A 22,138-nucleotide genomic window follows, 5' to 3' on the forward strand; every position below is an offset into this window, starting at 1 on the left:
TGCCCACGCGGTGAAGATCGCGCTGTTCGTCACCTGTCTCAATGACGCGCTGTTCCCGCAGGCCGGGATAGCGACGGTGACGGTGCTGGAGCGGCTCGGCCACACGGTCGCCTTCCCCGCCGCTCAGTCGTGTTGTGGCCAGATGCACGCCAACACCGGCTACGCCGCGCCCGCGCGGCAACTCGAACGCCTCACCGAGACCGCCTTCGCCGGCCACGACGTCATCGTCTCCCCCTCCGGCTCCTGCGTCGCCCACCTGCGCGCCCACACCACCCTGCCCGTCTACGAACTGTCCGAACTGCTCATCGACGTCCTGGGCGTCACCGACGTCGGCGCGACCTTCCCCCACCGCGTCACCTACCACCCCACCTGCCACGGCCTGCGATCCCTGCGTCTGGGCGACCGCCCCACGACGCTGCTCCGCGCAGTCGGCGGCCTGGAACTCGTGGACCTGCCCGAACCCGAACAGTGCTGCGGCTTCGGCGGCACCTTCGCCCTCAAGAACGCCGCCGTCTCCGCCGCGATGCTCACCGACAAATGCACCAACGCCGCCCTCACCGGCGCCGAATACCTCGCCGCCGCCGACAACTCCTGCCTGGCCCACATCGGCGGCGGCCTCGCCCGCCACCCCGCCGCCCCCACGCCTATCCACTACGCCGAAATCCTCGCCACCACCGGAGCCCTCTCATGACCCCGCTCCCACCCCACTCCACGGCGACGATCTTGCGTAAACCGTGGGTACGACACGCACTTTCCGGACAGATGGGCAACAGTTCACGCAAGATCGTCGTGATTTCGGCGGGCGGGACGGAGCGGGGAGGGGTGCGGTGAGTAGGGAGTTGCCGATCGTGGCGGTCCGGCCGTTTGCGGTCGCTGCGGAGCGGGAGCTGGCCGACGGGCAGTTGCGGGCGAATCTGGGGCGGGCCACGCGGACCATTCGGGAGAAGCGAGCTCGGGTGGTGGCGGAGGTCGCGGACTGGGAGGCGACGCGAGAGCGGGCCGCGGCGGTCAAGGACGAGGTGCTGGACAACCTGGGAGAGCTGCTGGCGCGGTTCGAGGCGGCGGCGGTGGCGGCCGGGGCGACGGTGCATCACGCGACGGACGCGGCGCACGCGAACGCGATCGTGACCGAGCTGGTGAGGGCACAGCGGGCCGAGCAGGTTGTGAAGATCAAGTCGATGGCCACGCAGGAGATCGGGCTCAACGAGGCGCTGGAGGCCGCCGGGATCACGCCGGTCGAGACGGATCTCGCGGAACTCATCGTGCAGCTCGCCGAGGACACGCCGTCGCACATCCTGGTTCCGGCGATCCACTACAACCGCAGCCAGATCCGGGAGCTGTTCGCACGGCGCATGCCGGGGTTCACCGCGACGTCGGACGAGCCGGCGGTGCTGGCGGGGGCGGCGCGGGAGTATCTGCGGCGCACCTTCCTGGCGGCGAAGGTCGCGGTGTGCGGGGCGAACTTCGCGATCGCGGAGACCGGGTCGCTGGTCATCGTCGAGTCCGAGGGCAACGGGCGGATGTGCCTGACCCTGCCGGAGACGCTGATCGCGGTCGTCGGCGTGGAGAAGCTGCTGCCCCGCTTCGCCGACCTCGGCGACTTCCTGCGGTTGCTGCCGCGTTCGTCGACGGGGGAGCGGATGAACCCGTACACCTCGATCTTCACGGGGGTGACGCCGGGCGACGGGCCGCGGCGGCTGCACATCGTGCTGCTGGACAACGGCCGTACCCAGGTCGCCCAGGACCCGGTCGGGCGCGCCGCGCTGCGCTGCATCCGCTGCTCGGCCTGCCTCAACGTGTGCCCGGTGTACGAGCGCGCGGGCGGCCACGCGTACGGCTCCGTCTACCCCGGACCGATCGGGGCGATCCTGTCCCCGCAGCTCACCGGGCAGGACGCGGGGTTCAACAAGACGCTGCCGTACGCCTCGACGCTGTGCGGGGCCTGCTACGACGTCTGCCCCGTGAAGATCAACATCCCGGAGATCCTGGTGCACCTGCGCCAGACCGGGCCGAAGCCGACCGCCGAGCGGGCCGCGATGTCGACCCTGAGCTGGGTCATGCGCGACCGCAGACGATGGCGCGCCGCGCTGCGGGCCGCCCGCACCGGGGCCGCGCCGCTGCGCGCCCTGACCCGCCGCCGGGGCGGCACGCTGCGGCGCGCGCCGTGGCCGCTGTCGGCCTGGACCGCGCACCGCGACGCGCCGCTGCCCGCGGCGGAGTCCTTCCGAGACTGGTGGAGGCGCACCCATGAACAGGCCTGAGGAACGCGCCGCGGCGCGCGGGACCCTTGCCGAGCTGTTCGCCGAGCGGGCCAGCGACTACCGCGCCGGGATGCACCACTGCACCGAAGAGGAGCTGCCCGAACTGCTCGCCCGGCTGCTGGCCGGAGCGTCCAAGGTGGTCCTGCCGCCAGGCCTGCCCGCGGCCTGGACGGCGTCGTTGCCCGTGCCCGCACTCCGCGACGGTCGGGCTGTCGGGCACGTTCCTGCCGGTCAGGCCGAGGAGCTCGGCGCGCGGAGTCCGAACGGTCCAGCGGGAACGGTCCATGCGGTCAGCGAGGGTCTGCTGACCGCTGCCGACCTGGACGAGCCCGGCCTGTCCGTGCTGACCGGGTGCGCGGTGGCGATCGCGGAGACCGGCACCATCGTGCTCGACGCCGGGCCGGGCCAGGGGCGGCGGCTGCTGACGCTGGTCCCGGACCACCACGTCTGCGTGGTACGCGACGCGCAGATCGTCGCCGACGTGCCCGACATGATCGCCGCGCTGCCCGATCCGACGCGTCCCCTGACGATGATCTCCGGACCGTCGGCGACCAGCGACATCGAACTCAACCGGGTCGAGGGCGTGCACGGGCCGCGCCGCCTCGACATCGTCCGCGTCCACCGAACCCCGGAAAGGCACCACTCATGAGCAGAACGCTCGGCGGCTCCTCCGTCGCGGTCAGCGCGCTGGGCTTCGGCGCGGCGTCCATCGGCAACCTCTACCGCGCCGTATCGCCGGAGCAGGCCGCCGCCACCGTCGAGGCGGCCTGGCAGGCGGGCGTCCGCTACTTCGACACCGCCCCGCACTACGGGCTCGGCCTGTCCGAGCAGCGGCTGGGTGCCTTCCTGACCACTCGCCCGCGCGAGGAGTACGTCATCTCCAGCAAGGTCGGCCGCATCCTCGTCGACGATCCGGGCGGCGCGGGCGACGACATGGCCAACGGCTTCGCCGTGCCCGCGACCCGCCGGCGGGTGTGGGACTACAGCGCCGACGGCGTGCGCCGTAGCATCGAGGAGAGCCTGGCCCGGCTGGGGCTGGACCGCCTCGACATCGTGCTGATGCACGACCCGGAGGAGAGCCCGGAGCTCGAGCGGGCCCTGCGGGAGGCGTACCCCGTGCTGGACGGGCTGCGCCGGGAGGGCGTCGTCGGCGCGATCGGCGTCGGTTCCAAGGACCCGGCTACCCTGGCCCGCTTCGCCGCCGAGACCGACGTGGACGCGCTCATGGTCGCCGGCCGGTACACGCTGCTGGAGCAGCCCGCGCTCGACGACATCCTGCCCGCCTGCACGGCACGCGGCATCTCGGTGCTCAACGTCGGCGTGTTCAACAGCGGCCTGCTGGCCGTGGAATGGCCCGACGAGACCCGGCCGTACGAGTACGGTGCCGCCCCCGCCGACATCCTCGCCCGCGCGCAGGGCATCGCCACCGCCTGCCGCCGCCACGGCGTGACCCTGCCGCAGGCCGCGCTCGCGTTCGCCGCCGCACACCCGGCCGTCGCCTCGGTCGTGGTCGGCGCGGGCAAACCCGAGCACGTGAACCGCAGCGCCGAGTGGTTCGCCCTGCCCACGCCGCCCGCGTCGTTGTGGTCCGACCTGGTCGCCGAGGGTCTGCTGCGCCCCGACGCCCCGGTGCCCGTATGACCTACCTGCACCTCGACCTCGGCAGCGGCGGCCAGCACACCGAGCCGGCACTCGGCTGGGGCGGCCCGCCGCAGGCACTGTCCATCCTGCGCAAAGCGCTGGACGGGCCGGTCGATCCGGCCCCCGCCAGGCTGCCCGTCGCGCTGGTCACCAGCACCGTCGCCGGGCTGGGCGCGGTCGGCACGGCCCGGGTCGCGGCCGTCGGCGTCTCGCCGCTGTCCGGCGCGGTCGCCGAGACCCGTGCGGAAGGCCCCTATGCGGCGGGTATGCGCGCCGCCGGGGTCACCGGCATCAGCCTGACCGGGGCTGCGGATCAGCCGTCCTATGTCGTCGTCGAGGCCGGACGGGCCACCGTGCTCCCGGCGGGCGACCTGTGGGGCTTGGAGACCGGGCAGGCCACCGAGGCGCTGCTGGCCCGGCACGGGGACGACGCCGCCGTCGCCGTGATCGGGCCCGCGGGTGAGGCCGGGACGCGCTACGCCAATGTCGTCACCTGCGGCTCGTTTCCGTTGCCCCGCCTCGGTTTCGGGGCCGTGCTCGGTGCCCGCCGGATCAAGGCCGTGGTCTGCGTGCCGTCCGGCTCCGCGCCGTGGCCGCACGACGTGCTCGCGGCGCAGGCGCTGTTCACCGCGTACCGCAGGGAGATGCCGGACCACCCGCTGGCCGGCTGGCAGCTCGCGGCCCCGGGCTTCGGGGCCTGGCCGGGCACCTCGACCGAACCGGGCACGGCCGCGGTGCGCAACTTCGCCGACACCGCCACCGCTCCCGCGTCCTGGCCGGACCTGCACCCCGACCGCTACGCCGGGTTCCTGTCCTGGTCGGGTGGCTGTCCCGGCTGCCCCAACGACTGCGTGAAGGGGTACGCGGGCGCGGGCCTGCACCAGGAGGCCGTGGCGATGCTCGGCCCGAACCTCGGCATCGGCGACCTCGGCGCGATCCTCGCCGCCAACGCCCGGTGCCAGCAGCTCGGCCTCGATCCGGTGTCCCTGGGCGGCACCCTGGCCTGCGTGTTCGAGGTCGTCGAGCGCGGCATGCCGCCGCCGTGGCTGGCCGCCGAGCTGCCATCGGGAGCCGGGTTCGGGGCGGCCGCGGCGCTGGTCGAGCTGGTCGAGCGCGCCGCCCGGCCGGGGCATCCGCTGGGTGAGGGCGCGGCGCGGCTCGCCGCGCGGATCGGCGCGCCCGAACTGGCCATGACCAGCCGGAACGTCGAGTTGCCGCCGTTCGACCCGCGGGTGCAGCCCGGCCTGGGCCTGATGTACGCGGCCGCGCCGTTCGGTCCGCGCTACGACGCCGTCGAGCACGACCTCGATTTCGACCCGGTGCGCGGCCTGCCGCACTGCTACGACGAGGTCGAACGCATCGGGCTGTCCGTGCCCGCGCCCGCGTCCACGCTGGACGCCGCCCGCACACTGCGTCTGGCCGACCTGTGGAGCGGCCTGGACGCGCTGCTGATCTGCCCGTTCGCGAGCACCCCGACCCGGCCGCTCACCCTGGACCGGGTCTGCGAGCTGGTACGGGCCACCTCAGGCCGGGCGATCACCCCGGAGCAGGTGTTCGCCCTCGGGCGGGACCGGCTGCGCGCCCAGCAGGAGATCAACGACCGGCTGGGCGTGCCCGCCGGGACGCTGCCCACCCGGTTCTTCGACGAACCCGTCGCCGCCGGTGCGTTTCGCGGCGCGGTCCTGGACCGGGCGGAGTTCACCGCCGCCGTGGAGATGCTCCGCCGCCAATGGCGCGCCGCCTGAGGCTCGGCACGCCCGGCCGGCGAGCTCCGCGACCGGCGTGGCGCGGTCGGTGTGAGCGCCAAGATCGTTCGACTTGCCTGGCAAGCGTGCGTATCTTGAACGCGCTTTCGCACAGGTGCCTGGCAAGTCGGGCGATCTTCGGGGCGTCCGGTGGGGAGAGCGGTTTGGTCCTGACCGGAATGCGCGAATCGCTCGATTCGGCACGGTGGAGCGGGGGTCGTTGCCTAGGCTTACGGCATGGCTCGTACCGCCGCTGACCAGGTGCGCAGTGAGGACTTGTTCACGACCGCGCTGTGGGGATACTCCATGGACGAGGTGGACGCCTACGTCGAGGACACCGCGAGGCGCATGCGCCGGCTCGCCGCCGAGATCCAGCGGCTGTCCATCGCGGAGAACCAGCTAGGCGCCGCCCGGATCGAGATCTCCAAACTGACCTCCGAACTCGCCGAGGCGCGGCCGCTGGCCGGCGTCGGTCCCCGGGTGCAGGCGATCCTGCGGATGGCCGAACGGGAGGCCGAGACGCTGCGCCGGACCGCGTTCGAGGTGCTGCGCAAGGCCTACGAGGAGGCGCGCGAGGTCCGGCAGAAGACCGAGGACGACGCGTACCAGGCCAAGCGCGACTACGAGCTGGCGCTGGCGCACCGCCGCAAGCACGACAAGGACGAGCTTGCCGCCGCGGCCCTGGCCGAGGCCGCCCCGAGTGCCGAGCCGGAGCCCGAGCCCGAGCCGCGCGAGACCGTGGGGATGCGGGAGCTGTTCGCGGTCGCATCCGCGAAGAAGCGGCTGCCGGTGGGCGAGGCCGAGAAGCACACGGCGAAGAAGCGCCTGCCGGTGGGCGAGGCCGCCCGCAAGAGCATCGGCGAGCCGGAGGCGGCCGAAGCCGGGTCGGATCGGGAGTTCGCCCCAGATCTCGAAGCCGAGCGCGACGTCGAGCCGCTCCCCGCCCGGGTGGACGCCCGTGCGGCCGGCCCGGCCAAGGCGAACGGTCGGGCCGCCGGGTCGGCGCCGGTGGGTGACGCTCGGGGCAAGGCGGCGGCGGCGGACGCCACAGCCGTGGATGCCGGACCCGTCGAGGTCGCCGCGCAGCGAGACGAGCCGGGGATCGAGGCACACGCTGTGCCCGAGGTGCTGGAGGACGAGTACCCGGTGATCGAGGAGCCGGTGGAACGGTTCCACAACGGCTCGAACAAGTCCCGCCGCAAGCGGGCCCGCAACCAGCGCGCCAACCCCGCCGGCTCACCGGACGCCGCCGACACCCTGCCCGCCAAGCGCCCTTGAGCGGGCCCGCGAGGCGCGAAGATCGTCGTTTGAGGTCATGATCCGCGGTTCGAGCGCAGATCATGACCTCAAACAGCGATCATCCGCCGTAGCCGGAACCGTCGGCGGCGGCCGGGGTCAAGCGGGCAGGGTCAGCGGGCTTCGCGCCAGCCGCGCTTGAGGTCGCCGTTCCAGCCGCGCTTGATGTCGGCGGCGGCGTGCGGTGCTCCGACCCGAAGCACGTCCCAGTGGCGGCTCGGCTCCTCGGAGCTCTTCAGCGTGATCCGGTCACCGACTCTGACCTTGGGTTCCACCCAGCACGTCAGCATCCGGTTTCCGGATCTCAGGTCGACCTGAACCAGCGTTGTCATGACGGCGACGGTAGCAGTGATCTTGATCTGAGTCCGCCGAGTTTCGCGGTCTCGGGTGGGGACTGGTTCACATTCTGTTCACGGGCAGCGCGGGCGGGGTCACGCTGCGGGTACGGTGCCGCCCGTGACCCTGTACCTGCTCGCCTTCCTGGTGATCACCGTGGCGGCCTTCGCCCAGGCCATCTCGGGCTTCGGCTTCTCCCTGGTCGCCGTGCCGCTGCTGGCGATGATCGTCGACCCGCAGCCCGCGGTGGTGGCCGCGACGATCGTGAGCTGCTGCCTCAACGCCGGCAACGCGTACGGTCACCGCAACCACATCGACGTCCGCGCGGCGCGGCGGCTGCTGGTGTGGGTGCTCGCGGGGCTGCCGCTGGGTGTGCTGGCGCTGCGGCTGCTGCCGGCGGGTGCGCTGGTCGCGACGATCGCGCTGGTGACGCTGGGCTGCACGGTGATCGTCTGGCGGGGCTGGCGGATCGCGCCGACCGGCTGGAGTCTGCGCGGCGCGGGCCTGCTGTCCGGGGTGCTGACCACGGCCACCGCCACGAACGGCCCGCCGCTGGTGGCGGCGCTGCAGGCGATGCGGCTGGAGCCGCGGGCGTTCCGGGCCACGCTGGCGCTGCTGTTCGCCGCGGTGTCGCCGGTCGCGGTCGCCGGGTTCGCACTGGCGGGCCTGCTCGGCACCCGGGCGGTGCTGGTCGCGGCGGTCGGCCAGCCCGCGGCGGCACTGGGCGGCTGGGTGGGCAACCGGGTGTTCGCCCGGTTCGACGCGGCGACGTTCCGCCGGATGGTGCTGGGCGCGCTGGTGGTCAGCTCGGCGGCGGCGCTGGTCAAGGCGGGGGCCGGGGCGCTGTAGCCGGATGTCGCAGGGTTGGGGCAGGGTGGACGGCGTGACTGATCAGCTGGTACGCCTCGTCCCGTGGTCCGACGACGATCTCGGCCTGCTGCGCCGGGTCAACACCCCGGAGATGAAGAAGCACCTCGGCGGCCCGGAGACCGAGGAGAAGGTGCTCGCGCGGCACCAGCGCTACCTGGCGCTGCCCCACGGGCGCATGTTCCGGGTCGCGCTGGCGGCGACGGGCGAGCCGGTCGGCACCATCGGCCACTGGGACCGGGAGTGGCAGGGCGAGCAGGTGTACGAGACCGGCTGGAGCGTGCTGCCGGAGTTCCAGGGCCGGGGCATCGCCGTCGCGGCGGCGCGGGCGCTGATCGAGGCGGCGCGGGCCGACGGGCGGCACCGCTGGCTGCACGCGTACCCGGGGGTGGACAACCTGCCGTCGAACGCGATCTGCCGTAAGGCGGGGTTCGAGCTGGTCGGGCCGTACGACTTCGAGTACCCGCCGGGCAGCCTCATGCTCAGCAACGACTGGCGCTACGACCTGCGGAAACCGTGATCGACGCGTACCCGCCAAAGAATCTTGGAAGAATTTCCCGGCGGATGTAGAGAACGGCGCGCCGGCTCCGTCCGTGAGGTGAGGGCGGGCCGACGGGGCCCGCCGGACCGAAGGGAACACCACGATGAAGTACCTGCTTCTGATCTACGGCAACCAGGAGAAGTGGGCGTCGATCCCGGCGGAGGAGTTTCCGGCGGAGATCGCCAAGCAGGACGCCTGGAACGTGAAGTACAAGGAGACCGGCGAGCTGCTGGGCGCGTACGGGCTGGCCGACGCGGCGATGGCCAAGCTGGTGCGCCGCGCCGGTGGGCAGCCCGCGGTGACCGACGGGCCCTACCTGGAGACCAAGGAGTACATCGCGAGCTTCTACCTGCTCGACTGCGAGAGCCAGCAGCGCGCGGAGGAGATCGCGGCGGACATGCCGTGGACCGACAAGGACCCCGTCGAGCTGTGGCCGGTGCTGCACGAGGCCCCGGGCAACGACCTGTGATCGTCGACCGGCGCGTCGAGGAGCTGCTGCGCGAACTCGCGCCGCAGGTCCTCGGCGTGCTGGTGCGCCGCTACGGCATGTTCGACGCCTGCGAGGACGCGGTGCAGGAGGCGCTGCTGGTCGCCGCCCAGAAGTGGCCGGTCGACGGGGTGCCGGACAATCCGCGCGGCTGGCTGATCACGGTCGGCGCGCACCGGCTGCTCGACGAGGTGCGCAGTGAGTCGGCCCGCCGCCGCCGCGAGGAGTCGACCGCCCTGGCGACGCCGCAGTCGGCGCTGGTCGGCGCGCCCGCCGACGCCGAACCCGACCGCGACGACTCGCTGACGCTGCTGTTCCTGTGCTGCCATCCGGCGCTGGCCGCGCCGAGCCAGGTCGCGCTGACCCTGCGCGCGGTCGGCGGTCTGAGCACCGAGCAGATCGCCACGGCGTTCCTGGTGCCGACGGCGACCATGGCGCAGCGCATCAGCCGGGCCAAGGCGAGCGTGAAGGCGGCGGGCGCGTCGTTCGCGATGCCCGACGCCGCCGACCGCGCCGGCCGCCTGCGGGCCGTGCTGCAGGTCCTCTACCTGATCTTCAACGAGGGGTACGCCGCCACGGCCGGCCCCGACCTCACCGCCCCGCAGCTGTCCGACGAGGCGATCCGCCTCACCCGCTGGCTGCGCCGCCTGCTGCCCGACGACGCCGAGGTCGCGGGCCTGCTCGCCCTGATGCTGCTCACCGACGCCCGCCGTCCCGCCCGGACCACGCCCGACGGCAGCCTCGTCCCCTTGGCCGAGCAGGACCGGGGCCGGTGGGACCAGGCCCGGATCGCCGAGGGCGTAACCCTGGTCAGCGAGGCGCTACCTCGCGGCCAGGTCGGCCCGTACCAGCTCCAGGCCGCCATCGCCGCCGTGCACGACGAGGCCCCCACCATGGCCGACACCGACTGGCCCCAGATCCTCGCCCTCTACACCCTGCTGGAACAGGTCGCCCCCAGCCCGGCTGTCACCCTCAACCGCGCCGTCGCCGTAGGCCACGTCCACGGCCCTCGCACGGCTCTGGACCTGCTCGCCACCCTCGACGGCGACCCGCGCATGTCCCACCACCACCGCCTCCTGGCCACCCGGGCCCACCTGCTCGAACAAGCCGGCGACCACGTCTGCGCCGCCACCGCCTACCGGGCGGCCGCCGCCCTCGCCACCAACCTCCCCGAACGCCGCCACCTCACCACCCGCGCCGCCCAGAACGAAGGAAGGGCACCTTCACAACGCTCCGCGTTGTAGAAGGTGCCCTTCTTGACGGCGCGTGCCGCTGGGCTGCGGTTCGGCAGCGGTTCGACGACCCGGGCGGGCGGCCCGGCCGCCGGGGCGGCGGCCAGGCGCAGGGCCTGCGGTCAGGTGGGTTGGCCGGGGCCGGGCGCGGTGTCGGCCCCTGCGGCGCGGCGGCGGTGGAGGGCCAGGCCGCGCAGGGCGGCCAGGCCGATGACCAGCCAGACGACGTTGACGGCCACCGACGGCAGCGCGCGGTGCACGACGCCGTTGACCGCGAGCGCGACCGCCCCTGCGAGGTTGAGCAGCTGGTACGTCGTCCCCGCGGCGATCCGCCCGCTGGACAGCAGCCCGTACGCCAGGAGCAGCGCGGCCGCCCCCAACCAGCCGACCACCTCGACGAGCAGCTCGACGCTCACGGCAGGGCCCCGGCGCTCATCGCGGCACCAGCGCGTACGCCCGCACCGGGAACGTGCCGAAGTCGCGCACCGGGGCGGGCGCCGCGTGCAGCCGGGCCCCGTGCACGGGCAGCTCGCCCAGCCCGGTCAGGTGCTCCAGGACCGGGATGCCGGCGTGCAGCAGGATCGAGTGCGCGGGCCGGGTCTTGCCGTCGGTGCAGTCGATGTTGACGCTGTCGATGCCGACCAGCGTCGCCCCCGCGGCGGCCAGGTGGTTCGCGCCGTCCTCGGCCAGGTACGGCGCGGCGACACCGTACTCGGCGGTGCGCCAGTGCCGGTCCCAACCGGTGTGCAGCAGCACCGCCTTGCCGGCCACGTCGTACGGCGCGAGCGTCTGCGCGGTGATCGGCCGCTCGGCGGCGCCGGTCAGCCGGACCACGACGACGGGCAGGTCGGCCAGCGACTCCAGCGGCAGCCCGGCCAGGTCCACGCCGCCTTCGTACCGGTGGAACGGGCTGTCCACGTAGGTGCCCGTGTTGCTCACCATGCTGATCCGGTCGATGGTGAACTCGGTGCCCTCGGCGTAGACGCCGCGCGAGTCGGCCCGGGTCAGGTGCGGCAGGATCTCCGGCCCCGGCAGCCCCGGGTAGGTCGTCATCCCGGCCTCGATGACGTGGCTCAGATCGACCAGCCGGGTGCCCGCGCCGGTGGCAGCCTCAGCGGATGGGCCGCCCCGCGACCCCTTGTGCGCCTCGGCGAAGACCTCGACGCCGGACAGCCGCACCTGGTCCACCATCAGCAGGCCGAGGTGGCTGACGAACAGGCCGGCCAGGTCGTCGGCGGTGACGTCCGGGCCGGGCACGTCCAGCCGGAAGCCCTGGACCTGCAGGCCGCCGCCGTTGGAGAAGGTCACGTCCGCGTCGAAGGACGCCCGGTACTCGGTCATGCCTCCATGATCCGCCGATGTCGGCATACAGCACAAGCGACGAACTCTTCATGCGGCATGTAGCCTGACTGAATGCAGATCGACCCGCGCCGTCTCGCCGTGCTGCGCGCCGTCGCCGACGCGGGCGGGGTGCTCGCCGCCGCGTCCGTGCTGCACCTGACCCCGTCGGCGGTGTCCCAGCACATCGCGCGGCTGGAGGCGGAGACCGGAGTGACCCTGCTCGACCGCTCGCAGCTCGGCGGGCGGCGCGCCGCCGGGCTCACCCCGGCCGGGCGCATGCTGGCCGGGCACGCCGCGAAGCTCGGGCAGGTGCTCGCCGCCGCGGAGCACGAACTGGCCGCGTTCACCGGGCAGGTGGCCGGGCCGGTGAACGTCGGCGCGTTCCCGACCGCGATCCGGCACCTGGTCGTGCCGGTCGCCGCCGAGCTGGGGGAGAGCGCGCCCGCGGTGACGCTGCGCATCCGGCAGTTCGAGCCCGAGCCGGGGCGGGCGGCGCTGCGTACCGGCGAACTGGACCTGCTGATCACGGAGTCCGATGCGGCCGCACCGGCCCGCGACCCGGCGGGACTGCGCACCGTGAAGCTGTTCGACGACCCGTACCGGATCGTGGTGCCCCGCCGCTGGGGACCGGTCAGCGACCTCGACGTGCTGCGCGACCGCCCCTGGGTGGACGGCCCGCCCGACACCGCCGTGCGCCGCGTGCTCGACCGCGTCTGCGCCCAGCACGGCCTGACCCTCGACCGCCGGCACGAGTGCCTCGAATTCCCCGCCGCACTCGCCGTCGTCGCCGCCGGCCTGGCCGCCGCCGTGGTCCCCGCCCTGGCCCTGCCCGAGCAGCACCCCGCCGTACGCGCCATCACCACCCCGCTCGTCGGCGCCCGCCGCCTCGACCTCATGCACCGCCGCGGCCGCCACGAACCCAGCCCCGCCGCCCGCCTCGTCGCCGCCGCCCTCACGGCCCGAGCCCAAGCCACCGCCCCATCCTCCTAGGAAGCCCCAGTCACCGTGCCGAAGGAAGGGCACCTTCTTATCGCTATGTGTTGTAGAAGGTGCCCTTCCTTCGCTTGCGGCGCTGGGAGCTGCGGGGTTATGCGTTGTTGGCGAGGGTTGCGGTGAGGCGGCCGACGATCGGCTCGAGCACCTGGTACGCGCCGTCGGAGAGGTCGCCGTCGCCGCGCATGTCGCGCAGCTTGGCGAGCAGCTCGCGGGCCTCGCCGGCGGCCTCGCCGTCCCCGTCCCGGCGTAGCCGCTTCTCGATCTCCTGGACCTGCTTACGCAGCTCGGATGCCTCCTTGCCGGCGATCCCGCCCGCCCGAGCCAGCCGGTCGATCTCCTGTCGCAGTTGCGCGAGCGGGTCGGCGGGCCGGGCGGCTGACGGCTTGGGGGCGGCCGGGCGGGTCGCACCCGCCGCGTTCGGCGGGCCCGCGTTGCTCGACGGCCCCACCTCGGCGGCGTCGCCGGTCGGCGCACCCGCCGAGGCGAGCACGATCAGCATGAGACCGGCCACGATGGCCACCACGGCCGCCGTGCCCCACAGCACCGGGCGCAGCCAGCGGTCGGGCCGGTCGGGGCGGGCAGACCGCACGCGCTCGGGCCGGGCCGGTGGAGGTGGCGGCACGGCGGCGACTCCGACCAATGTGCCGCGCGGCGAGGCGTTCCCGGATGGCGACACCGGCGCGGAGACGAGGGTGTCCGACAGCTGGGCCGTCGTGTACGGGTCGGGCACGATCGCCTCGCCGATCGTCAGCAACTGTGCGGCGACCTGCTCGGCGCTGCGTGGCCGGTGCCGGGGGTCGGCCGCGGTCAGTTGCCCGGTGAGTTCGGCGAGCGGCTCGGGCACCCCGGCGCGCAGCAGGTCGTCGCGTACGACGTCGCCGTCGTGCCCGGCGGGCGGGGGAGCGCCGGTGAGCATCGCGTACAGCGAGCAGCCGAGCCCGAACACGTCGGTGCGGGCGTCGACGGGGCCGCCGGCGGCCTGTTCGGGTGCGGTGTAGCCGCGGGTGCCGGCGACCAGCGACGGGTAGGCCGCCTCCTGCCAGGCCGCGATGCCGAAGTCGCACACCTTTACTACACCCGACGAGTTGACCAGCAGGTTCGCGGCGGTCACGTCGCGGTGCACGATGCCGGCCGAGTGCGCGGCGGCCAGCGCGGCGCAGGTCTGCACGGCGATGCCGACGGCTTGGTCGCGGTGCAGCGGGCCGTCCTGCAGCAGGGCGTGCACGCTGGGCCCGTCGACCAGCTCCATCACCACGTACGCCTCGGCGGCTTCGACGGCGACGTCGTACACCGCGACGATGTGCGGATGTGGCAGCGCGGCGACGGCCTGCGCCTCGCGCCAGAAGCGCTGCCGTGTCGCGGTGTCGGCGAACCGCGCCGGGTCCAGGATCTTGACCGCGACCGGGCGGCGCAGGCGCATGTCCTGCCCGCTCCAGACGGTGGCCATGCCACCGTGCCCGATCTCCTCGTCGACCCGGTACCGGGCGCCCAGCATTCGGCCCATCGTGTGGCCCTACCCGTTCCGGTGGCCCGCAAACCGATTCCGGCCGATGTCACCCGCCCGCGTCGGGAAGACGACTCTGCCGCGCCGAGGTTTAGGCGGATCTTGTGGGCTGTTTAAGGTCTCCACAAGGGAGTCCTCCGTAGCGTTCGGGGCATCGGCCGTGCACCGCGGTCACCGCCGCACGCCGCCGCCCCGCGAGCCGGGTCGCCGGCCGCGTGCGCCCCGGCAGGAACGGAGTTCACCCCATGCGAAGACTGGTCGCCTACCCGCTGATGGCGCTGGGTCTCGTGACCGCGTCACTGGCGATCGCCTCGCCCGCGTCCGCCCACGGGTACGTCTCGTCGCCGCCGAGCCGCCAGGCGCTGTGCGCGTCGGGCCGGGTCGCCGACTGCGGGCCGATCCAGTACGAGCCGCAGAGCGTCGAGGGCCCGAAGGGCCAGCGCAACTGCCACGGCGGCCTGGCGCAGTTCGCCGTGCTGAACGACGACAGCCGCAACTGGCCCGCGACGACGGTCGGTTCCTCGGTGACCTTCAACTGGGTGCTGACCGCCCGGCACTCCACCAGCAGCTGGGAGTACTACATCGGGGGCAGGCGGATCGCGTTCTTCGAGGACGGCGGCCGCCAGCCCAACGCGACCGTCTCGCACCAGGTGAGCCTGGCCGGGTTCAGCGGCCGGCAGAAGCTGCTGGCGATCTGGAACATCGGCGACACCCCGATGGCCTTCTACAACTGCATCGACCTGCAGATCGGCGGGGGCGGCCCGGCCCCGTCGCCGACCGCCGCCCCGTCGCCGACGGCCCGGCCCAGCGCGTCGCCGACCGCGCGTCCGAGCACCCGGCCGACGGTGCGGCCGTCGAGCCCGGCGGTCTCGCCGTCGCCCCGCCCGACGGGCACCGTGCCCGGCGGCGCGCAATGGGCCCCGGGCACCACCTACCGGACCGGCGACGAGGTCACCTACCAGGGCGTGCGCTACCGCTGCCGGCAGTCGCACACCTCGATCGTCACGTGGGAGCCCTCGTACTACACGCTGGCGCTCTGGCTGCCGATCTGACGAGCTTCCGGCGGGCCGTCCCCCGTGCGGCCCGCCGGTCACCACTTCGCCTCCCCTCGTGCCCCGCCGCCTCCGAACAGGACACCGACGATGAGACAGTTCCGGATCGCGCTGGCCGCCGCAGCGCTCACCCTGCTGGCCGCCTGCGGCACCGCCGCGCCCGAGCCGGCTGCCTACCGGGTGCCCGCCGCGCCCAAGGCGGACGCGACGTTCAACGCGACCGACGTGATGTTCCTGCAGATGATGGTCACTCACCACCAGCAGGGCCTGGAGATGGTCAAGCTGGCCCGCACACGCGGGACCAGTGAGGAGGTGGCGATGCTCGCGGGAGCGATCGAGGTCACCCAGACCACCGAGCTGGAGGTCATGCAGGGCTGGCTGACCGGCTGGGGCGAGTCGACCACCGCGGACCACCACCCGAACGCGCATGCGTCCCACGGCGGCCTGCCGATCACCGGCGCGGACGAGATGGCGGCGTTGAAGAAGGCCACCGGCAGCCAGTTCCAGACGACGTTCCTGAACCTGCTGATCGGCCACCAGCACAACGCCGTCGAGATGGCCCGCATGGAGACCGACGGCGGTGCCAACCCGCAGGTCAAGGACTTGGCCAACCGCATCACCCTGTCCCGCACCGAACAGATCAAGCAGATGCTGGGCATGGTCTCGGCCTGACCGGGCTTCATCCCGCAGTTTCGGGGAAAGCGCACGAATCACCGGCCGACAGCTGCGGTTTCCCGGAGACTGCGGACAAACCCGTGTTGTACGAGGCTCCGTCCGCGCCGCCCCGGCAGCAGGGGCGGGGCCTCGGCGTATGTCACGCGCGCGTGGCGTGAGGCTGGGGCGGGATCATGCCGTCCGGTCGCCGTGCAGCAGCGCCGACAGCCAGGTCAGCTGGCGTCGCACCTGGTAGGCCTCGCCGCCTTCGTGGTGGTTGAACGGGTAGGCGTGGATCTCCCGCGTCGGCCGCTCCGGGTGGCCGTTGGCGGCGCCGTAGTGGTTGTGGGCGGCGAAGACGCCGCGGGGCGGGCATACGTTGTCGCGCAGGCCGGTGCCGAAGTGCGCGGGCGCGACGGCGCGGCGGGCGAAGGAGATCCCGTCGACATAGGCCAGCGTGCGCCGGACGGCGTCCTCGGCCTCCCGGTGCACGGCGAGGAAGTTCACGATCTCGCCGTACGGCGGCGCGTCGGTGATCTCGATGGCGCGCTGCAGGTCGCACAGCAGCGGCGCGGTGGTGATCAGCGCGGCGAGGTCGGGCACGAGTCCCGCCACGGCCAGTGCGACCCCGCCGCCCTGGCTGTTGCCGGTGGCGACGACCCGGCCGTCGACGCCGGGAAGGGCGCGGGCCGCGTCGACGGCCCGGACGGCGTCGGTGATCAGCCGCCGGTAGTAGTAGTCGTGCGGGTCAAGGATGCCGCGGGTCGCCGGCCACGGCCCGCCGAGCGCGCCGCCGTGCGGATCGGGGGTGTCGCCGCCACTGCCGTACTGGCCGCCCTGCCCGCGCGCGTCCATCAGCAGATGCGCGTACCCGGCGGCCGGCCAGGTCAGGCGCTCGTGGGGCAGGCCGCGGCCGCGGCCGTAGCCGACATACTCGACGACCGCGGGCAGCGGGGTGTCGACCCCTGCGGGGCGGGTGTACCAGGCGCGTACGGGGTCGCCACCGAACCCGGCGAAGGTGACGTCCCAGCTGTCGAGCAATGGCAGGTCCGTCCGCACTCGCCGGACGTCGCCGAGCACGGGGTGTGCGGCGGCTTCCTTGAGCGTGGCGGACCAGAACTCGTCGAAGTCGGCGGGTTCGGCGACGTCGGGGGCGTAGTCACGGAGCCGGTCGAGGGGCAGGTCGAACAGGGGCATGGGTCCTCACCGGGTGGTCGGGGCCGGGTGCGACGGTGACGCGGGGTCCACGCCGGGTGTCTGGCGCGAGTGCGCGGGCGGTGCGGTCGTCTCGCGGACGACGAGTTCGGTGACCAGGTCGATGCGGCTGGTCGGGAGGTCGGTCTTGTCGGCGAGGTCGAGCAGCATCTGGGTGGCCGCGCCGGCCATGTCACGCAGCGGCTGGTGGATGGTGGTGAGGGCGGGGTCGGTCCAGGCGGCGACGGGCAGGTTGTCGTAACCGATGACGGACAGGTCGTCGGGCACGTGCAGGCCGAGCTGCCGGGCGGCGCGCAGCACGCCCATGGCCTGCATGTCCGACTGGGCGAAGATCGCGGTGGGCCGCTCGGGCCGGGTGAGCAGGTCCAGGGCGTGCTCGTGGCCGGTGGCGACGTAGAAGGCGCCGTGCCGGACGAGGTCGGGGTCGACAGGGATGCCGGCTTCCTCGTGTGCGGCGCGGAAGCCGGCGGTGCGGGCGCGGCTGCACAGCACGTCGGTCGGTCCGGAGATGACGGCGATCCGGCGGTGGCCGAGTTCGATCAGGTGGCGGGTGGCGATCAGGCCGCCGCTCCAGTTGTTCGCGCCGACGGTGGGCACCGAGGCGGAGGTGGCGCTGTCGGTGTCGATGACGACGAACGGGATCGCGCGGCGTTGCAGCTGGCGGCGCTGGGGTTCGGTGAGGTGGCACTGGACGAACAGCACGCCGCGGGGGCGGCGGGCCACGACGCCGTCGAGCCATTCCTGGGGTGGACGGTGCCGGCCCTGGAGTTGGGACAGCACGAGGTCGACGCGGGCCGGCACGGTGACCGTCTCGACGCCGCGGATGATCTCCATGGCCCAGGTGGAGTCGTACTCGTGGAAGACCAGGTCGATCTGGCCCGCGCCGGTGGGCTGGCGCTTGGCGCGGCGGCGGTAGCGGTGGCGTTCGAGGCTGGCTTCGACGCGGGCCCGGGTCAGCGCGGAGACGTCGAGGCGGCCGTTGAGCACTTTGGAGACGGTGGCGGTGGAGACGCCGACCTCGTCGGCGATGGTCGCGATGGTCACCGTGCCGGGGCCGGTGCTCGGACGGGCCTTCGTCATGTGTCGCCTCACCGCTGCCTCGGAAGTTTCGGAACCGAACTCTAAATCACGATCGGCATTTTCGGCCAGAGTGTTCGATGCGCGGGTTCGCCGAGATCGATGGTCCTCTTCGGACTGTCACGCACTGCAACCGTTTGTGTCAGCACTTCAGCAGCCCTTGACACGTCCGGTTGGGACGCTTAAGTTGCCCGGCACAGGTAACGCAATATTTCCGAAACTTTCGGGAAAACACGAAGTCCGGCTCGCTCCGCCCGTCGACGACGGCGGCGCGCCGTACGCCATCGCTTCGGTTTGAACACGGGAGGTTCTCCGATGAGCGTGCCCGGGACGCTGGACCCGCCGCGGTCCGCGCCGGACGTGGGCGGACCGCCGCCCGAGCCCGCGCCGCCGCTGCGTCCCCGGCGGCTGACCTGGCGGCGGGCGCTGCGCCGGGACTGGCAGCTGTACTCGCTGGCGGTGCTGCCGCTGCTGTTCTTCGCGGTGTTCCGCTACCTGCCGATGATCGGCAACGTCATCGCCTTCCGTAAGTTCTCCCCGGGCGGCAACCCGCTCGGGGAGTACTGGGTCGGTCTGCGCTACGTCGAGATGTTCCTCAACGACCCGACGTTCTGGAACGTCTTCACCAACACCCTGGTCCTGGGCGTGCTGAGCCTGGTCGTCTGCTTCCCGCTGCCGATCGTGCTGGCGCTGCTGTTCAACGAGCTGACCAGCCGCCGGCTCAAGCGCTTCGTGCAGTCGGTGTCCTACCTGCCGCACTTCCTGTCGGTCGTGATCGTCGCCGCGATGGTGATGCAGCTGCTGTCCGTCGACGGCACGGTCAACCAGGTGGTACGGGCGTTCGGCGGCGACCCGGTCCCGTTCCTGCAGCAGCCCGAGTGGTTCCGCACCATCTACGTGTCCTCGGAGGCGTGGCAGACCGTCGGCTGGGGCACCATCCTCTACCTGGCCGCGCTGACCACGATCGACTCCGACCTGTACGAGGCGGCCCGCATCGACGGGGCCAGCCGGTGGCGGCAGACCTGGCACGTCACCCTGCCCGGCATCCGCCCGACGATGATCACACTGCTGATCCTGAACATCGGCACGTTCATGGCGGTCGGCTTCGAGAAGATCCTGCTGCTGTACAACCCGCTGACCTACCCCACCGGCGACGTGATCTCCACGTACCTGTTCCGGATGGGGGTGCTGTCCAACAGCTTCAGCTACGCCGCCGCGATCGGCCTGTTCGAGGCCGTCATCGGCCTGACGCTGGTGCTGACGGCCAACCTGATCGCCCGCCGCGCGGTGGGGACGAGCCTGTGGTGACCGGCAAACCCCGGCGGATGCGGGTGACCCGGGGCTACCGGGTGTTCCAGGCCGCCAACGCGGTCGTGCTGACCCTCGTGGTGATCGTGACGCTGTACCCGTTCGTCAACGTGGTCGCGCGTTCGCTCAGCCAGGAGGCCTACATCCGCGCCGGGCAGGTCAGCCTGGTGCCGCGCGGGTTCAACCTGCACACGTACCAGCTGGTCATGGCCGACGAGATGTTCTGGGCCAACTACCGCAACACCGTCTTCTACACGGTCGTGGCGACCGCCGTCGCGATCACCCTGACCACCTGCTACGCGTACGTGCTGTCCAAGAGGCAGCTGCGCGGCCGCTCGGCGCTGGTCGGCGTCGCGGTGTTCACCATGTTCTTCTCCGGCGGCCTGATCCCGAACTACATCCTGGTCACCAGCCTCGGGCTGAAGAACTCGGTGTGGGCGATCGCGCTGCCCAACGCGATCAGCGTGTTCAACCTGCTGGTCATGAAGGCGTTCTTCGAGTCCATGCCGACCGAGCTGGAGGAGGCCGCCGCCGTCGACGGCCTGGACACCTACCGCATCCTGTGGCGCATCGTGCTGCCGCTGTCCAAGGCGATGATCGCGACGATGGTGCTGTTCTACGCGGTGGCGTTCTGGAACTCGTGGTTCTCGGCCTTCCTCTACATGGACCAGTCGGAACTGTTCCCGGTCACCGTCTACCTGCGCAATCTCATCGCGGGCGCGACCGGGGCCGGTTCCGTCGGCGCAGCCGACGCGGATCTGCAAGTGGCGGCCAACATCCAGGCCGTGACGATCGTGCTCACCGTCGTGCCGATCCTGCTGGTCTACCCCTTCGTCCAGAGGTATTTCGTGTCCGGCGTGATGCTCGGGGCGGTCAAGGGGTGAACCGGCTGCAAGTAGCACATTCCACTTATCGACCGGAAAGGCGATTTCTGATGGCTACCCGCTCCCGCAGACGCGTCGCGGCCTTCGCGGCCGCGCTGCTCGCCGTGTCCCTCGCCGGGTGCACCGGCGAGGAACCGACCTCCGAGGACCTGTCCGGCAACCGCGTCGGCGCGATGGCCGACTACGGCGTGAACTCGCAGTTCAAGGCCACCGAGGCGCTGAACTTCTCGATCCTGTACAACAACCACCCGAACTACCCGCTCAAGAACGAGTGGCTGTTCTGGTCCGAGCTGACCGCACGTACCGGCGTCACGCTGACGCCGACCGCGGTGCCGCTGTCGGACTACGAGCAGAAGCGCAGCCTGCTCATCGGCGCGGGCGACGCCCCGCTGATCATCCCGAAGACCTACCCGGGCCAGGAGACGCCGTTCGTGGCGTCGGGGGCGATCCTGCCGGTCAGCGACTACCTCGACCTGATGCCCAACCTCAAGGACAAGATCGCCAAGTGGAACCTGCAGCCTGACATCGACCAGCTGCGCCAGCTCGACGGCAAGTTCTACCTGCTGCCCGGCCTGCACGAGAACGTGTGGACCGACTACTCGCTCGGCGTGCGCACCGACATCCTCGCCCAGCTCAACCTCACCGTGCCCAAGACCTGGGACGAGGTGTACACGATGCTCAAGGCGATGAAGGCCGCGTACCCGAACCAGTACCCGATGTCGGACCGGTGGAGCAAGCCCACGCCCGGCGGCTCGCTGTTCAACTACATGTCGCAGGCGTTCAGCACCAACGGCGGCTGGGGCTACCGCAACGACTACTGGGACGCCAATGCCAAGAAGTTCGTCTTCACCGGCGCCACCGACGGCTACAAGCAGATGGTCACCTACCTGAACAAGCTGGTGAAGGAGGGTCTGCTCGACCCGGAGAGCTTCACCCAGGACGACGACACCGCCATCCAGAAGCTCGCCACCGGCAAGTCCTTCGTGATCAGCGCCAACGCGCAGGAGCTGGTCAACAAGTACCGGCCGACGATGGCCCAGACCCAGCCCAAGGCCACCATCGTCAAGATCCCGCAGCCGACCGGCCCGGCCGGCGAGGTCAAGGCCGGCAGCCGCCTGGAGAACGGCGTCATGATCTCCAAGAAGGCCCGGGACAGCAAGAACTTCGTCGCGATGATGCAGTTCATCGACTGGCTGTACTACTCCGACGCGGGCCAGGAGTTCGCCAAGTGGGGCGTGCCCGGCACCACCTACAACAAGGACGCCTCGGGCAAGTTCACGCTCGCGCCCGACGTCGACTACGTCAAGCTCAACCCCACCGCCACCAAGCACCTGCAGAAGGACTTCGGCTTCGGCAACGGCGTGTTCGCCTACGGTGGCACCACCGCGCTGCTGCAGTCGACGTTCTCGGCCGAGGAGCTGGAGTACCAGAAGGCGATGGACGCCCGGAAGATCCTGCCCGTGCCGCCGCCGCACCCGTACGAGGACGCCGAGGCCGAGCAGGCCACGCTGTGGGAGACGCCGCTGAAGGACCACGTCGCGCAGATGACGCTGAAATTCATCCTCGGCCAGCGCGACCTGTCCGAATGGGACGCCTACGTCGGCGAGCTGAAGGCCAAGAACATGGACGCCTACATCGAGCTCGTCAACAAGGCGTACGACCGCTTCGCCAAGCAGCGGGGCTGACCCGAGTCCCGGCCCG

At 72.2% G+C, this 22,138-nt stretch carries 22 protein-coding genes; 16 read left to right on the forward strand and 6 right to left on the reverse strand.

From position 1 onward, the window contains the following. Positions 1–10 precede the first annotated feature (10 nt). The 6 genes from AB0B35_RS35620 to AB0B35_RS35645 all read left to right on the forward strand — a co-directional run bounded on the left by AB0B35_RS35620 (position 11) and on the right by AB0B35_RS35645 (position 6,925). Positions 11–691 (forward strand): (Fe-S)-binding protein, encoded by a 681-nt coding sequence (locus AB0B35_RS35620; protein WP_361054354.1) that lies wholly within the window; start codon positions 11–13, stop codon positions 689–691. A gap of 136 nt (positions 692–827) precedes the next feature. Beyond that, complete coding sequence (locus AB0B35_RS35625) at positions 828–2,261, forward strand: lactate utilization protein B (RefSeq protein ID WP_361054357.1); 1,434 nt, start codon at positions 828–830, stop codon at positions 2,259–2,261. After that, complete coding sequence (locus AB0B35_RS35630; protein WP_361054360.1) at positions 2,248–2,910, forward strand: LUD domain-containing protein; 663 nt, start codon at positions 2,248–2,250, stop codon at positions 2,908–2,910. The genes AB0B35_RS35625 and AB0B35_RS35630 overlap by 14 nt, the downstream gene beginning before the upstream one ends. Beyond that, complete coding sequence (locus tag AB0B35_RS35635; RefSeq protein WP_361054364.1) at positions 2,907–3,902, forward strand: aldo/keto reductase; 996 nt, start codon at positions 2,907–2,909, stop codon at positions 3,900–3,902. Before AB0B35_RS35630 ends, AB0B35_RS35635 begins: the two co-directional genes overlap by 4 nt. Beyond that, on the forward strand, positions 3,899–5,647 hold the full coding sequence (locus AB0B35_RS35640) for an aldehyde ferredoxin oxidoreductase C-terminal domain-containing protein (RefSeq protein ID WP_361054367.1): 1,749 nt from the start codon (positions 3,899–3,901) through the stop codon (positions 5,645–5,647). Before AB0B35_RS35635 ends, AB0B35_RS35640 begins: the two co-directional genes overlap by 4 nt. Before the next feature lie 237 nt (positions 5,648–5,884). Beyond that, the gene (locus AB0B35_RS35645; RefSeq protein ID WP_361054370.1) at positions 5,885–6,925 is read left to right on the forward strand and encodes a hypothetical protein; all 1,041 of its coding nucleotides are present in this window, start codon (positions 5,885–5,887) and stop codon (positions 6,923–6,925) included. A 131-nt stretch (positions 6,926–7,056) separates the two neighbouring features. On the opposite strand, the gene AB0B35_RS35650 is transcribed toward AB0B35_RS35645, so the two are convergent. Next, positions 7,057–7,275 (reverse strand): hypothetical protein, encoded by a 219-nt coding sequence (locus AB0B35_RS35650; protein WP_360528690.1) that lies wholly within the window; start codon positions 7,273–7,275, stop codon positions 7,057–7,059. 124 nt (positions 7,276–7,399) lie between these two features. Between AB0B35_RS35650 and AB0B35_RS35655 the strand changes: the two genes are divergently transcribed. The 4 genes from AB0B35_RS35655 (at position 7,400) to AB0B35_RS35670 (ending at position 10,418) form a co-directional block, all read left to right on the forward strand. After that, positions 7,400–8,128 carry a sulfite exporter TauE/SafE family protein gene (locus AB0B35_RS35655; RefSeq protein ID WP_361054373.1) on the forward strand — a complete coding sequence of 243 codons (729 nt, stop codon included), beginning with the start codon at positions 7,400–7,402 and terminating at the stop codon, positions 8,126–8,128. Between the two features lie 34 nt (positions 8,129–8,162). Beyond that, complete coding sequence (locus AB0B35_RS35660) at positions 8,163–8,666, forward strand: GNAT family N-acetyltransferase (RefSeq protein WP_361054376.1); 504 nt, start codon at positions 8,163–8,165, stop codon at positions 8,664–8,666. 124 nt (positions 8,667–8,790) lie between these two features. Beyond that, the gene (locus tag AB0B35_RS35665) at positions 8,791–9,156 is read left to right on the forward strand and encodes a YciI family protein (RefSeq protein ID WP_360528699.1); all 366 of its coding nucleotides are present in this window, start codon (positions 8,791–8,793) and stop codon (positions 9,154–9,156) included. After that, positions 9,153–10,418 carry a DUF6596 domain-containing protein gene (locus AB0B35_RS35670; RefSeq protein WP_361054378.1) on the forward strand — a complete coding sequence of 422 codons (1,266 nt, stop codon included), beginning with the start codon at positions 9,153–9,155 and terminating at the stop codon, positions 10,416–10,418. The genes AB0B35_RS35665 and AB0B35_RS35670 overlap by 4 nt, the downstream gene beginning before the upstream one ends. 110 nt (positions 10,419–10,528) lie before the next feature. On the opposite strand, the gene AB0B35_RS35675 is transcribed toward AB0B35_RS35670, so the two are convergent. Both AB0B35_RS35675 and AB0B35_RS35680 read right to left on the reverse strand, forming a co-directional pair. Next, positions 10,529–10,822 (reverse strand): hypothetical protein, encoded by a 294-nt coding sequence (locus AB0B35_RS35675; protein WP_361054380.1) that lies wholly within the window; start codon positions 10,820–10,822, stop codon positions 10,529–10,531. 16 nt (positions 10,823–10,838) lie between these two features. Continuing rightward, the gene (locus AB0B35_RS35680; RefSeq protein WP_361054383.1) at positions 10,839–11,747 is read right to left on the reverse strand and encodes a cyclase family protein; all 909 of its coding nucleotides are present in this window, start codon (positions 11,745–11,747) and stop codon (positions 10,839–10,841) included. A gap of 72 nt (positions 11,748–11,819) precedes the next feature. On the opposite strand from AB0B35_RS35680, the gene AB0B35_RS35685 reads away from it, so the two are divergent. After that, positions 11,820–12,737 carry a LysR family transcriptional regulator gene (locus tag AB0B35_RS35685; protein WP_361054386.1) on the forward strand — a complete coding sequence of 306 codons (918 nt, stop codon included), beginning with the start codon at positions 11,820–11,822 and terminating at the stop codon, positions 12,735–12,737. A gap of 97 nt (positions 12,738–12,834) precedes the next feature. Here AB0B35_RS35685 and AB0B35_RS35690 read toward each other — a convergent pair whose 3' ends face one another. Further along, positions 12,835–14,238 carry a serine/threonine-protein kinase gene (locus AB0B35_RS35690; protein WP_361054389.1) on the reverse strand — a complete coding sequence of 468 codons (1,404 nt, stop codon included), beginning with the start codon at positions 14,236–14,238 and terminating at the stop codon, positions 12,835–12,837. A 254-nt stretch (positions 14,239–14,492) separates the two neighbouring features. Here AB0B35_RS35690 and AB0B35_RS35695 point away from each other — a divergent pair, with 254 nt between their 5' ends. Together AB0B35_RS35695 and AB0B35_RS35700 are read left to right on the forward strand one after the other, a co-directional pair. Then, a complete protein-coding gene (locus tag AB0B35_RS35695; RefSeq protein ID WP_360528717.1) occupies positions 14,493–15,299 on the forward strand; it encodes a lytic polysaccharide monooxygenase in 807 nt (268 codons plus the stop codon). A gap of 90 nt (positions 15,300–15,389) precedes the next feature. Beyond that, the gene (locus AB0B35_RS35700) at positions 15,390–15,971 is read left to right on the forward strand and encodes a DUF305 domain-containing protein (protein ID WP_361054392.1); all 582 of its coding nucleotides are present in this window, start codon (positions 15,390–15,392) and stop codon (positions 15,969–15,971) included. 174 nt (positions 15,972–16,145) lie between these two features. Here AB0B35_RS35700 and AB0B35_RS35705 read toward each other — a convergent pair whose 3' ends face one another. Both AB0B35_RS35705 and AB0B35_RS35710 read right to left on the reverse strand, forming a co-directional pair. Then, entirely contained in the window at positions 16,146–17,150 is a 1,005-nt protein-coding gene (locus tag AB0B35_RS35705; RefSeq protein ID WP_361054395.1) for an acetylxylan esterase, read from the reverse strand. A 6-nt stretch (positions 17,151–17,156) separates the two neighbouring features. After that, positions 17,157–18,248 carry a LacI family DNA-binding transcriptional regulator gene (locus tag AB0B35_RS35710; protein WP_361054398.1) on the reverse strand — a complete coding sequence of 364 codons (1,092 nt, stop codon included), beginning with the start codon at positions 18,246–18,248 and terminating at the stop codon, positions 17,157–17,159. A 312-nt stretch (positions 18,249–18,560) separates the two neighbouring features. Here AB0B35_RS35710 and AB0B35_RS35715 point away from each other — a divergent pair, with 312 nt between their 5' ends. Genes AB0B35_RS35715 through AB0B35_RS35725 form a run of 3 tightly spaced genes read left to right on the forward strand, consistent with a single transcriptional unit; the run spans position 18,561 to position 22,122 of the window. Beyond that, positions 18,561–19,553 carry an ABC transporter permease subunit gene (locus AB0B35_RS35715; RefSeq protein WP_361054402.1) on the forward strand — a complete coding sequence of 331 codons (993 nt, stop codon included), beginning with the start codon at positions 18,561–18,563 and terminating at the stop codon, positions 19,551–19,553. After that, the gene (locus tag AB0B35_RS35720; RefSeq protein ID WP_361054405.1) at positions 19,550–20,437 is read left to right on the forward strand and encodes a carbohydrate ABC transporter permease; all 888 of its coding nucleotides are present in this window, start codon (positions 19,550–19,552) and stop codon (positions 20,435–20,437) included. Before AB0B35_RS35715 ends, AB0B35_RS35720 begins: the two co-directional genes overlap by 4 nt. Before the next feature lie 50 nt (positions 20,438–20,487). Continuing rightward, a complete protein-coding gene (locus AB0B35_RS35725; protein WP_360528735.1) occupies positions 20,488–22,122 on the forward strand; it encodes an extracellular solute-binding protein in 1,635 nt (544 codons plus the stop codon). Positions 22,123–22,138: the final 16 nt, after the last annotated feature.

Origin of the sequence: Catellatospora sp. NPDC049133 (assembly GCF_040648455.1) — a bacterium.
Taxonomy (GTDB): Bacteria; Actinomycetota; Actinomycetes; order Mycobacteriales; family Micromonosporaceae; genus Catellatospora; species Catellatospora aurea.